Consider the following 12131-nt stretch of genomic DNA (forward strand, 5'->3'; position numbering starts at 1 on the left):
GGCCGCCCGGTGATCCCCTCGCGCCGCATCGGACGGCACCCGGGTTCCGGCCCCGTCGCTTTCCCCCCAGGACCGACGGGGCCGGTCGGGGGTCAGTCGGCCGCCTCCTCCTCCAGCAGCGCCAGCACCGACTTCTCCACCGCCTCGCGCGGCATCTCCGGCTGCACCGGCGCCAGCACCCCGCCGTGGTACAGGTCGACCACGCGCGGGTCCACGTACGACGTGCGGGCCACCGTCGGCGTGTTGCCGAGCAGTTCGGCGACCGAGCGCATCACCACCGCCACCGCCCGGCGGCGCGCGGTGGCGGACCGCTGCGGGCCCACCGAGGCCAGCTCGGCGGCGGCCAGCACGGTGGCGTGCCAGGTGCGGAAGTCCTTCGCGGTCATCTCCCCACCGCTGGCGTCGCGCAGGTAGTCGTTCACCTCGTCGCTGCGCACGTCGCGCCACGCGCGACCGTCCCAGTAGCCGAACAGCCGCTCCTGGGCGCGCCGCCGCCGGCGCAGGTTGAGCAGCACCTGGCACAGCTCCGCGTCCTCGACGCGGCGGACCTGGTCGATGCCGCCCTTGGCCGGGAACTCGAACACCACGCACCCGCCGCGGGAGCGGGCGTGCTCCGGTCGCAGCGTCGCCACGCCGAACGTGGGGTCGTCGCCGGTCGCGTACTGGTCGCTGCCCACCCGGAACGCGCCCATGTCGAGCAGCCGGGTCACGGTGGCCAGCACCCGCTCCCGCCGCAGCCCACGCAGCGTCAGGTCGTGCGCGACCCGGTCCCGCAGCGCCGGCAGCCGGTGGGCCACCTCCAGCACGTGGTCGAACTTCGCCTCGTCCCGCTTGCGCCGCCACTGCGGGTGGTAGAGGTACTGCTTGCGGCCGGCCGCGTCGATGCCGGTGGCCTGGATGTGCCCGTTCGGGTGCGGCGAGAGCCACACGTCCCGCCAGGCGGGCGGCACCACCAGCTCGCGCAGGCGGGCCAGCTCGTCGGCGTCGCGCACCGGTTCGCCAGTCGCGTCCAGGAAGAGCCAGCCCTTGCCGCGCCGCCGCCGGGCGTACCCCGCCCGGCCCGGGTCGCTACGCCGCAACCGCACCGGAGACCCGTTCCACCTCGGCCACCGCCGCCACCACCTCGTCGATCCCGATGGCATCCAACGCCGGATGCGTTCCTACCCCGCCGGAACCGGTCGAATCCGGGTCGGATCCGGCGGCCTCGACGCGGCCGAGCACCAGGTGCCGGCGCCGCTCCGGCGGCGGGCCCCAGAGTGCCGCCGACACCGGGCCGAACAGCACCACCGAGGCGGTCCGGTACCCGGTGGCCAGGTGCGCCACGCCGGTGTCGCCGCTCACCACCACCCGGGCGTCGGCCACCAGCGCGGCCAGCTCGGTCAGGCCGGTCCGCCCGGCCAGCACCGCCGTCGGCGGCAGGCCGGCGTCGCGGGCCACCCGGGCGGCCAGCGCCCGCTCGTCTGCCGAACCGGTCAACACCACCCGGTGGCCGCGCGCGGTGAGCACCCGCGCCAGCCCCGCGAAACGGGCCGCCGGCCAGCGCTTCGCCGGCACCTTGCTGCCCGGGTGCAGCACCGTCACGCCGGCCGGTACGCCGACCGCGGCCGGCCGCCGCAGCGCCAGGTCCCCGGCGTCCGCCGGCAGGCCGTACGCGTGCAGCAGCCGGCACCAGCGACGCACCTCGTGCTCGTCGGCGTCCCAGGCCGGACCGTCGAGGTGGCCGGCCGGCGGGTTCCGGAAGGCGACCAGCCGGCCCGGCCGGACGGCGGCCAGCGCCCGATGCGACTCCGGTCCCCGACCGTGCAGGTTCACCGCCACCTCGGGCGGCGGCCCGGTCCACCGGATCCGGTCCGGTCCCGTGGTGGGCAGCACCCGGTCGACCGCCCCGGTCAGCGCCGCCAGCGGTGCCAGCCAGGCCGGGGCCGCCAGCACCAACTCCCGGCCGGGCAGCCCGGCGCGCAGGCCACGCAGCGCCGGGACCGCGGTGGCCAGGTCACCGACCCCGAGCGCGCGCAGCACCAGGATCACGGGTACGACGACTCCCGCTCGGCGCAGACCACCAGCTCGCGGACCGCGCAGCCGGCGGGCTGGGAGAGCGCGAACAGCACCGCGGCGGCGGTGTCGGCCGGCTCGTTGAGCACGGCGTCCGGCCCGGGCCGGTACTGCTCGTCGCGCTCGTCGAAGAACGCGGTGCGCATGCCGCCGGGGATCAACAGCGTCACCCCGACCGCGCCGGCCAGCTCGGCGGCGAGCGCCCGGGTGAACCCGACCACCCCGAACTTCGCCGCGCAGTAGGCGGTCGCGTCGCCGACCGCCTTGACGCCGAGCGTGGAGGCGACCGTGACGATGGTGCCCCGGGACTCCTCCAGGAAGGGCAACGCGGCCCGGATCACCGCAGCGGTGGCGAGCAGGTCCACCGTGACGATGCGTTCCCAGGTCTCCGCCGGCACGTCGGCCAGCTTCCCGGGCACGTCCAGGCCGGCGGCGGTGACCACCGCGTCCAGGCCGCCGGAGCGTTCCGCGAGGTCCCGGGTGGCGGCCTCGGCGGCCCGGGTGTCGGCCAGGTCGCACTCGACCCACGGCACCCCGTCGGCGGGGCGCTGCCGGTCCAGCACGAGCGGCCGGCCACCGGCGCCGGCCACGGCCGCGACCACCGCCGCGCCGAGGCCGCTGGACCCGCCGGTGACCAGCACGGTCGGCCCGGCACCGGGCCGGTTGCGAGGCGCGTTCATCGTGCTCCCTTCGCCGTGGACCGGACGACCGGCTCCGGACCGGTCTCCGCGACCGGGCCGGCCGGCCAGCCGGCGCTGCCGCGGCCGGCGCGGGCCGCGGCGATCATGTCGGTGGTGGACCGCCCGGCCAGGTACGGCACCACCACCGTGTGGCCGCCCCAGCGGGCCAGGATCGCCGACTCCGGCAGCGTCTCCGCGCCGCCGCCGCTGGCGTAGTCACCGCCCTTAACCCAGATGTCCGGACGCACCCAGGACAGCGCCGCGTGCGGGGTCGGCTCGTCGAAGACCAGCACCGCGTCGACGCAGCCGAGCGCCGCGAGCAGCCGGCTGCGGTCGCCCTGCGGCACCACCGGGCGCTCCGGCCCCTTGAGCCCGGCCACGCTCGCGTCGGAGTTGAGGCAGACCACCAGGCAGTCGCCGAGCTGCCGGGCCGCCTGGAGCGTCGCCACGTGCCCGGCGTGCAGCAGGTCGAAGCAGCCGCCGGTGGCCACCACGGTGCCGCCGGCGGCGCGTACCCGGGCCAGCACCTCGCCGGCGGCGACCGCGCCGATCCGGTCCCCACCGGCGGCGACCACCGTCGGGGCGACGGCCCGGACCGGCGCCGGCAACGCCGTGGTCACGCCTCCGCCGGCCACGTACGCGGACGCCTCGGCGACCGCCTCCTGCACCGCCTCGGACACCAGCGCGCCCCGGGCCAGCGCCAGCGTGGCCGCGGCGGCGAACCGGTCCCCCGCGCCGCAGGTGTCCCCCTCGGCGGGCGGCGCCGGGACCACCAGCGGGGTGGAACCGGCGTGGCAGAGCAACGCGCCGTCCCCGCCCAACGTGACCGCGACCGCGCCGGCCTGCCAACGCCGGCGCAACGCCTGCGCGCTCCGGGACGCGTTCGCCAGCCGGGACCCGCCCGGCGGCGTCTTGGCCAGGTCCCGGGCCTCCGGCTCGTTGGGGGTGGCCAGGTGCACCCCGGGCACGGCAGCCGGGCCGCGCGGGTGCGGGTCCCACACCACCGGCGCCCGGGTGGCGGCCAGCGCGGCACGCAACGCGGGGTGCCCGGCGACGCCCCGGCCGTAGTCGCTGACCAGCACCGCGGACGCGCCGGCGAGCAGCCGCCGCACGGCCTCCCCCGGCTCCCCCGGCACCCCGGTCGGCCCACCCCGGTCGTGGCGCAGCAGCACCCGCCCGCGCGCCCGCAGCCGGACCTTCTCCGGCGTGGCCCCGGCCAGCGGAAGCGCGTAGAGCTGCACCCCGGCGGCGGCGAGCAGAGTGCCGAGCCGGGCCCCGCCGGCGTCGTCGGCGACGGCGGTGACCAGCGCGACCTCGGCGCCCAGCGCGGCCGCGAACACGGCGGCCAGGCCGGCCCCGCCGGGGCGGTCGACGGACGCGGTCTCGTCGAGCACCGGCACCGGGGAGTCCGGGCAGAGCCGGTTCACCGCCCCCTCGACGTCCCGGTCCAGCAGCGTGTCACCGAGCACCACCACGGGTCCCGCCATGCTCGACCTCCTCATCGGGTCTGCACCTCCGGAGCCGGGTCGCCGAGCACCACCTCGACGCCGGTGCGCACCGGGCCGGCCGGGGTCCGGGCGGCCAGCGCCGCCGGCAACGCCCGGTCGACGTACTCGCAGAGCACGTGCACGGCCACCAGGTGCAGTTCCTGCACCACCTGGGCGTCCGGTGAGTCGACCGCCAGCCGCTCGTGGCAGAGGTCGGCGAGGGGGTTGGGGGCGGGTCCGGTGAAGGCCCAGCAGCGCAGGCCGGTGTCGTGGGCGGCGTGCGCGGCGGTCAGGAGGTTGGTGCTGGTGCCGCTGGTGGAGAGCAGGAGGAGGTGGTCGTCGGGTCGGCCGTGGGCGCGGACCTGGCGGGCGAAGGCTTCGTCGTAGCCGTAGTCGTTGGCGATGGCGGTGAGGGCGCTGGTCTCGGCGTGCAGGGCGATGGCGGACAGGGGTTGACGGTCGTGGCGGAGCTTGCCGACGAGTTCGGCGGTGAGGTGTTGGGCCTCGGCGGCGCTGCCGCCGTTGCCGGCCACCAGCAACCGGCCGCCGGCGGCGAGGCGGTGCGCCAGCTCCCCGCCCCAGCGGGCGAGCAGGTGTTCCGCCTCGCGCAGCGGCGGCAACGCGCCGGCCAGCCGGGTCAGGTGGTCCGCCAGCACCGTCCCGCCGGCCGTCGGGGCGGCCGTCATCAGGCGACCACCCGGGTGGGTCGACGCACGCCGGCCACCTCGCCGTACAGCGCGCCGAGGCGCTCGGCCGCGGTTGCCCACGAGTAGCGGGTCCGGGCCCGTTCCAGCGCCGCCGTGGCGTAGGCGAAGCGGCGGATCCGGTCGGCCAGCAGGCCCCGGATCGCCGCGCCGAGCGCCCCCGGGTCGCGGGCCGGCACCAGGTCGCCGGTGCGGCCGGGCACCACCGTGTCGATCAGCCCGCCGACCGCGGTGCCGATCACCGGTACGCCGCAGGCCATCGCCTCCAGCGGGGTGAGCCCGAACGGCTCGTACCAGGGGGCGGCCACCAGCACGTCGGCGGAGCGGTACCAGCGGCCCATCTCCTCACGCGGCACGGCGCCGACCAGGCGTACCCGGTCGGCGATGCCGAGCGACCGGGCCAGCGCCCGCAACCGCATCGCGTACGGGTCGGTCTCCAGCAGCCCGGCGGGCGGGCCGCCGACCACCACGCACTCGGCGTCCGGCACCAGCGCGGTGGCGCGGATGACGTCCTGGAAGCCCTTGCGCTCGACCAGCCGTCCGACGGTGAGGATGCGGGCCCGGCCGCCGTCGGCGTCGGCGACCGGGCCCAGCGGGTCGAAGGTGGACAGGTTCACCCCCGACGGCACGACGGTCATCCGGGACCGCGGCACCCCGAGCCGGACCAGTTCGGCGACCTCGTCCTGGCACTGGGCGACCACCCGGTCCACCGCGCGGCCCAACTCGCGTTCGTGGTCGACGCGCCCCGGCGGGCTGGTGTCCTGGGCGCCCTGGTGGCGGCGTTTGACGGTGCCGAGCGCGTGGTACGTCTGCACGATCGGCACGCCGGTGCGCCGGGCCGCCGCGAGCCCGGCCAGCCCGCTCATCCAGAAGTGCGCGTGCACCACCTCGGGCTGCCAGTCTTCGGTGCGCCACCGGTCCGTCAGCCAGTCGGAGAACGCCGGCATGTACGGCAGCAGGTCGTCCTTGGCCACCGGCTCGGCCGGGCCGGCGGGCACGTGCACCACCTCGTACCCGTCCGGGGCGGCCACGGTCACCGGCAGGTCCACCGCGTCGCGGCGGGTGTGCACGCGGACGTCGTGTCCGGCTGCCGCGAGCGCGGCGGAGAGTTCGGCGACGTGCGTGTTCTGGCCGCCGGCGTCCTCCCCGCCGAGGACGGCGAGCGGGCTGGCGTGTTCGGAGATCATCGCGATGCGCATACTTCCTCCTCCAGCAGCCGGTCCCAGTCGGCGAGGAAACGCTCCAGGCCGTAGCGGTCGCGGGCGGCGGCCCGGGCCGCGGCGCCCGCGCGGCGGGCGGCCGCCGGGTCGTCCAGCAGGCCCCGGGCGGCGTCGAGCAGCACGTCGACCCGGGTGGAGAGCACTCCGGCGTCGGGCGGTACCGCCTCGACGGCCTCGGTGGTGGCCAGCGCGATCACCGGCATGCCGATCGTCATGGCCTCGATCAGGCTGAGGCCGAGCGAGGTCCAGCGGCACAGGTGCAGGTAGGCGCGACGCTTGGCCAGCTCGGCGTGCATGGCGTGCTGCGGCACGTCGTCGTGGCTGGTCAGGCGGTCCTCGGGCAGGCCGAGGTGGGCGGCGAGCCCGGCCACCCTCATGCCGTAGACGTCCAGCGGGGCGACCGCGGCGAACCGGGCGAGCAGGTCGGTGCCGGTGACCCGCCAGCGGCGTACCGGTTCGTTGATCACCACGGCGAGGCGGTCGAGTTCGCCGGTCCATTCGACCGCGGGTGCGACGACGCCGTGTTCCACCACTGTGGTGCGGGTGGCGCCGTTGTCCCAGAACAGTTCGTTGAATCCGGTGACGTGGGTGAGCAGCAGGTCGTCGCGGTCGGCCATCGGGTGGCGGGTGTTCGGGACGTCGCCCTTGGGGGTGTTGTGTTCGACGTAGACGGCCGGGAGGTCGCGGCCGGGGCGGCGGCCGAGCCACTCGGTCGCCAGGTCGAGTTCCTCGGGGCGTTGCAGGACGACCACGTCGACGTCGGTGGTGCGGAGCTGTTCCGCGGTGACCTCGACGGCGTTGTCGGGCCAGGGGTAGGTGCGCGCCCGGCCGAGTCCGTAGGCGTCGCGCGCCGGGTTGACCGGGATGAGGTAGCGGTGCTTGCCGTGCACGAACGAGGTGGTCCAGGACCCGTGCACGTGCCACAGCAGGATGTTCATCCGGCCACCCCGAGCAGCCGCAGCGCCTCCAGCACCCGGCCCGGCTCGACCGCGGAGAGGCAGGGGTGGCCTTGGACCGGGCAGGTGGTGGCGCGGGTGTCCCGGCAGGCCGCGCCCGCGTCGCCGAGGCGGACGGTCGGAACCCGGTACGGTCCCCACTGGCCGAACGGGACGGTGGGGGCGAACAGGCTGACCACGGGCACGCCCAGCGCGGCGGCCAGGTGCGCCGGACCGGTGTTGCCCACCACCAGCGCGCCGGCCCGGGCGATCACGGCGGCCAGCTCGGCCAGCCCGGTCCGGCCACCCAGGTCGACGCCGCCGGCGGCGGCCACCCGCGCGGTCAGCTCCCGCTCGTCCGGCCCGCCGGTGACCACCACCCGGTGGCCGGCGGCGCCGAGCACCCGGACCACCCGGGTGGCCAGCTCGACCGGGCAGGCCCGGGTCTCCACCGAGGAGCCCGGGTGCAGCACCACGTAGCCGGGCGCTCCGGCCGCCGCCGGGACGGGCGACAACCGGTCCGTGCGCAGGCGGAGCGCGGGTTCGTCGTCCTCGGGCAGCGGGTAGCCGGCGGCGGCGGCGAGGGAGAGCGCGCGTTCGGGTTCGGGCACGCCGACCGGGACGCGGTGGCGCACGTCGAGCAGGGCGCCGGGGTAGTCGTCGCTGACGGCGCTGATCCGGGGCACGCCGGCCAGGCGCAGCAGCAGGGCCAGGGGCAGCGGGGACTGGTGGAAGCTGGTGAAGACGACCGCCTCGTCGGCGTGCACGGCGGCGAGCCGGTCGGTGAGCGCGTGGATGGCGGTGGGGTCGACCGGTGGGGCGGGGGCGTCGATCCAGGGCAACGGCCATTCGACGATCTCGTCGACGCCGGGCAGGAGTTCGGCGGCGGCCCGGCCGCGGGGACCGCAGAGCAGCACCACCCGGCGGGCGCCGGCCGCGACGGCCCGGATGCCGGGACCGGTGACCAGTACGTCCCCGGCCGCGTCGCTGCGGACCACCAGCACGGTGCCGGCGCGACGCCGACGGTCGGGCGCCGGCGCGGCCACCAGCCGCATCCGGGTCAGCACGGTGTCCACCGCGTCCGGCAGGTCGGCGGCGACGGTCGGCGCGGCGGCCACCTCGGCGGCCCGGGTGGCGGGCGTCGGCACCAGGACGCCGGCGGCGCCGGCGGCCGCGGCGGCGGCCATGTCGGCGCCGATGTCCCCGATCAGCACGCACCGGCTCGCCGTGGTGCCGAGCGCACGCGCGGCGGCGTGCACCAGCCCCGGCGCCGGCTTGCGGCAGGCGCACCGGTCCGGCTCCGCGTGCGGGCAGATCTGCCAGCTGTCGAACGGGCCGAGCAGCTCCTCGACCCGGGCGTTGACCCGGTGCAGGTCGTGCGCCGTGAAACAGCCCCGGGCCAGGCCGGACTGGTTGGTGACCACGGCCAGCCGCAACCCGGCCGCGCGCAGTCGGTCCAGCGCCTCCCGGGCGCCCGGCACCGGCCGGACCTTCTCCGGGTCACCGTTGTACGGCACGTCCTCCACCAGCGTGCCGTCGCGGTCCAGCAGCACCGCCTCGTACAGGCCGGACGGGAGCCGGTCAGCACCCGGGTAAACCCGGGCTGACCTGCACTGATCCCGCTCGTGGTCCCGTCGCACGGGCGGCGGGTTCCCGACCCCCCGAGGAGTAAACGTCAGCCCCGGTTACCCGCCGCCTCCGAGAAGCTAACCCGGCTGCCGTTAGCGACGGCCGCCCCGGGGTACCGGACACTCGTGGCGGTTGTGGAAAAAGTGATCGATGCGCCCCCGGACCGGGTCTTCGAGGTGCTGGCCGACGGCTGGACGTACAGCGACTGGGTGGTGGGCACCGCCCATGTGCGGGACGTGGACGACACCTGGCCCCGGGTGGGCAGCCGGTTGCACCACCGGGCCGGCCCGTGGCCGTTCTCGCTCCAGGACAAGTCCACGGTGCTGGAGTGTCAGGCGCCGCATCGGCTGGTGCTGCGCGCCGGGCTCTGGCCGGCCGGCGAGGCGGTCGTGGCGTTCGTCCTGGAGCCGTTGGACGACGGCCGGACCCGGGTCACCCTCGGCGAGGACTTCGCGGCCGGACCGCTGCGGTGGGTCCGGACCAAGCTGAACGACCTCGTGCTGCATCTACGGAACCGGGAGACGCTGGCCCGGCTCTCCGACATCGCGACGCGACAGAAGTCGGAGCGGTGAGCCGTCGATCGCGGGGCGTCTGTGCGGACGCCGGAAAGCGGACTGGCTACCCTCTGAGGTGAACCTGTCGGCCGACCGAGGAAGTCCGTGATGATCGAACCCGTGCACTTGCCCTCCCCGTGGGCGGACGCGCGCCTGACCGTCGTCGTTCCGACCTACAACGAGGCGGGCAACCTCCCGGTGCTGGTCGAGCGCCTCCTCGCGCTGCCACTGCCCGGGTTGAAGGTGCTCGTCGCGGACGACAACTCCCCCGACGGCACGGGCGAGGTCGCCGACAAGCTGGCCATCGAGCACCCGGACCGGGTGCTGGTGGTGCACCGCCCCGGCAAGGAGGGCCTCGGCCGGGCGTACGTGGACGGCATCGGCCGCGCGATCGACGACGGCGCGGAGTACGTCGCCCAGATGGACGCGGACATGTCGCACCCGCCGGAGGCGCTGCCCGGCATGCTCGGCGCGCTGCTCTCCACCCAGGCGTCCGTGGTCATCGGCTCCCGCTACGTGCCCGGCGGCGAGCTGGACGAGAACTGGCCGCTCTACCGTCGCGCGCTCAGCGGCTGGGCCAACCTCTACGTGCACACGCTGCTGCGGGTGCGGATCCGCGACCTGACCGCCGGCTTCAAGATCTGGCGGGCCGACGCGTTGCGCGCCATCGGGCTGGACCGGGTGCAGTCCAACGGTTACAGCTTCCAGGTGGAGATGCACTACCTCGCCACGAAGCTGGGTCACACCATCCTGGAGGTGCCGATCCGCTTCGAGGAGCGCCGCGAGGGCGACTCGAAGATGACCACGGCCACCAAGATCGAGAGCGCGCTGATGCCGTTCAAGCTGCGCACCCGCCACCGCAACATCGACTCCTGACCGAGCCGTCGCACGCCAAGCCATCACGCTGCGTCAACATGACGCAGCGTGATTTCTTTGCCGTCGGTAAGGTGACATGCTCGCCGCCTTTGCTCTGCAGCCTTCGACGCAGCACCGCGCTGACCTGCGACCGAGCGTTTCCGTTCGGCCGGCACGCGACCCGCCGTCGGCACGTTGCGTCACCGATGCGTCGATGGCTGCAGAGCAAAGGCGGCGGATGGACACTCACTGACCCCCAACAACGACTACCTTCCGTGATGGCATCATCCCGCCAGGGAGACGCCCGGTCGGGCGTCAGGCGCGCCGGGCACCGGGCCCGGACCGCGGGCAGGGGCAGGGGCAGGGGCAGGGGCAGCGGCAGCGCGGCGTCAGGGGTAGACGGTGCGGTGGGCGGCGGCGATCGCGCGGGCGTACACCTGGCCGGTGAACGCGCGGTCGCGGGCCAGCGCGGCGCGGGCGGCGTTCGCGCCCGGCGCGCCGTGCACCCCACCGCCCGGGTGGGCCGAGGCGCTGGCCAGGTAGAGCCGGTCCACCGGGGTGTCCGCCCGGCCGAGTCCCGGGATCGGCCGCAGGAAGAGCTGCTGGTACGCGGCCGCGGTGCCGCCGCCCAACGCGCCGCCCACCAGGCTCGGCTCGGCCGCCTCCAGATCGGCCGGACCGGCCACGTGCCGCCCGACGACGGACGCGCGGAAGCCCGGCGCGGCGGCCTCCAGCACCTCCTCCATCCGCTCCACGTGCCCGGCGATCTCCTCGGCCCGCCAGTTCCGGCGGAACGGGAGGTGGGTGTAGGACCACAGCGACTCGGTGCCCGGCGGCGAGTGGCTCGGGTCGGCCACCGTCATCTGTCCGACCAGCAGGAACGGGTCCACCGGGACCTCGCCCCGGGCCAGTTCCGCGGCGTACGTGGTGAGGCCGTCCAGGTCCGCGCCGAGGTGCACGGTGCCGGCGCCGGCGACGTCCCGGTTCCGCCACGGCACCGGCGCCGACAACGCCCAGTCGACCTTGAGCGTGGAGCCGTCCCACTTGAAGTGCGCCAGATCCTCGACCAGCCGGGGCGGCAGCGCCGCCGCGCCGACCAGGTCCAGGTAGAGCGCCGGGGCGGGGACGTCGGCGAGCACGGCGCGGCGCGCCCGCCAGTCCGCCCCGTCCGCGGTCCGCACCCCCATGGCCCGGCCCCGGGCGGTGAGCACCCGCTCGACCCGGGCGTCGTACTCGATCCGGCCGCCGCGCGCCACCAGCCGGGCCACCAGCGCGTCGGTGATCCGCTGCGCGCCGCCCACCGGCACCGGCCAGCCGACCTGCTGGCCGAGCATGGCGAGCAGCCAGCCGTACACGCCGGAGCCGGCCTCCTCCGGGGACAGGTCGGTGTGCAGCGCGCAGCCGGCCAGCAGTGCCGGCCCGCCCTCACCCTCGAAGAGTTCCGCGCCGAGCTTGCGCACCGGCAGCACGAGCCGGCGGGCCAGCCGCAGCGCGCCGGCGACCCGCAGCCGGCGCAACAGTCCCACCCCGCCGCGGACCGGCGGGAACGGGCTGGTGATGGCGTCCAGCATCGGCTCCGCCACCTGGAGCCAGTCGGCGTACGCGTGCCGCCAGCGCTCCCCGTCGCCGGGGGCGAACGCCTCCAGCGACGCGGCGGTGGTGTCCAGGTCGCGGTTGACCACCGCGGCCCGCCCGTCGGGGAGCAGGTGCGCCAGCACGTCGGGGGCGTTGGTCCAGGACAGGCCGTGGCGGTCCAGGTTCAGCCCGCGCAGCACCGGGGAGGCGAAGCCGAGCGGGTAGAAGGAGCTGTACAGGTCGCTGAGGTAGCCCGGGGCGGTCACGTGCGCGGAACGCACCGCGCCGCCGGGCGCCTCGGTGGCCTCCAGGACCAGCACGTCCCAGCCGGCGTCCGCCAGGAGGTTGGCCGCCACCAACCCGTTGTGCCCGGCCCCGATGACGACGGCGTCGGCGGTGGAAGTCATCCGATCCGCCTACCCGGCCGGTGACCGGGCAAA

Annotated in this window: 11 protein-coding genes; 2 read left to right on the forward strand and 9 right to left on the reverse strand. The window is 76.2% G+C overall.

Annotation, left to right across the window (positions count from 1 at the left end; translation table 11 throughout):
• Positions 1-92: 92 nt before the first annotated feature.
• The 8 genes from AB0B02_RS14450 to AB0B02_RS14485 are packed head-to-tail and all read right to left on the reverse strand — an operon-like array spanning position 93 to position 8631.
• The gene (locus AB0B02_RS14450; RefSeq protein ID WP_357300457.1) at positions 93-1085 is read right to left on the reverse strand and encodes a DNA topoisomerase IB; all 993 of its coding nucleotides are present in this window, start codon (positions 1083-1085) and stop codon (positions 93-95) included.
• Entirely contained in the window at positions 1069-2028 is a 960-nt protein-coding gene (locus AB0B02_RS14455; protein ID WP_357300459.1) for a glycosyltransferase family 9 protein, read from the reverse strand. The genes AB0B02_RS14450 and AB0B02_RS14455 overlap by 17 nt, the downstream gene beginning before the upstream one ends.
• The gene (locus AB0B02_RS14460; protein ID WP_357300461.1) at positions 2025-2732 is read right to left on the reverse strand and encodes an SDR family oxidoreductase; all 708 of its coding nucleotides are present in this window, start codon (positions 2730-2732) and stop codon (positions 2025-2027) included. Before AB0B02_RS14460 ends, AB0B02_RS14455 begins: the two co-directional genes overlap by 4 nt.
• Complete coding sequence (locus AB0B02_RS14465) at positions 2729-4219, reverse strand: PfkB family carbohydrate kinase (protein WP_281939534.1); 1491 nt, start codon at positions 4217-4219, stop codon at positions 2729-2731. The genes AB0B02_RS14460 and AB0B02_RS14465 overlap by 4 nt, the downstream gene beginning before the upstream one ends.
• A gap of 11 nt (positions 4220-4230) precedes the next feature.
• Positions 4231-4905, reverse strand: a complete 675-nt coding sequence (locus AB0B02_RS14470) for an SIS domain-containing protein (protein ID WP_357300464.1) — start codon at positions 4903-4905, stop codon at positions 4231-4233.
• Positions 4905-6122 carry a glycosyltransferase gene (locus AB0B02_RS14475; RefSeq protein WP_281939531.1) on the reverse strand — a complete coding sequence of 406 codons (1218 nt, stop codon included), beginning with the start codon at positions 6120-6122 and terminating at the stop codon, positions 4905-4907. Before AB0B02_RS14475 ends, AB0B02_RS14470 begins: the two co-directional genes overlap by 1 nt.
• Positions 6107-7081 carry a glycosyltransferase gene (locus tag AB0B02_RS14480; RefSeq protein WP_357300466.1) on the reverse strand — a complete coding sequence of 325 codons (975 nt, stop codon included), beginning with the start codon at positions 7079-7081 and terminating at the stop codon, positions 6107-6109. The genes AB0B02_RS14475 and AB0B02_RS14480 overlap by 16 nt, the downstream gene beginning before the upstream one ends.
• On the reverse strand, positions 7078-8631 hold the full coding sequence (locus tag AB0B02_RS14485; RefSeq protein ID WP_357300468.1) for an HAD-IIIA family hydrolase: 1554 nt from the start codon (positions 8629-8631) through the stop codon (positions 7078-7080). The genes AB0B02_RS14480 and AB0B02_RS14485 overlap by 4 nt, the downstream gene beginning before the upstream one ends.
• A 201-nt stretch (positions 8632-8832) precedes the next feature.
• On the opposite strand from AB0B02_RS14485, the gene AB0B02_RS14490 reads away from it, so the two are divergent.
• Both AB0B02_RS14490 and AB0B02_RS14495 read left to right on the forward strand, forming a co-directional pair.
• Complete coding sequence (locus tag AB0B02_RS14490; RefSeq protein WP_357300470.1) at positions 8833-9279, forward strand: SRPBCC family protein; 447 nt, start codon at positions 8833-8835, stop codon at positions 9277-9279.
• Between the two features lie 90 nt (positions 9280-9369).
• Entirely contained in the window at positions 9370-10137 is a 768-nt protein-coding gene (locus tag AB0B02_RS14495; RefSeq protein WP_281939525.1) for a polyprenol monophosphomannose synthase, read from the forward strand.
• Between the two features lie 368 nt (positions 10138-10505).
• On the opposite strand, the gene AB0B02_RS14500 is transcribed toward AB0B02_RS14495, so the two are convergent.
• Positions 10506-12098, reverse strand: coding sequence for an NAD(P)/FAD-dependent oxidoreductase (locus AB0B02_RS14500; RefSeq protein ID WP_357300472.1), 1593 nt, complete (start codon positions 12096-12098; stop codon positions 10506-10508).
• Positions 12099-12131 lie beyond the last annotated feature (33 nt).

It is taken from the genome of Micromonospora sp. NPDC049240, assembly GCF_040647835.1.
Taxonomy (GTDB): Bacteria; Actinomycetota; Actinomycetes; order Mycobacteriales; family Micromonosporaceae; genus Micromonospora.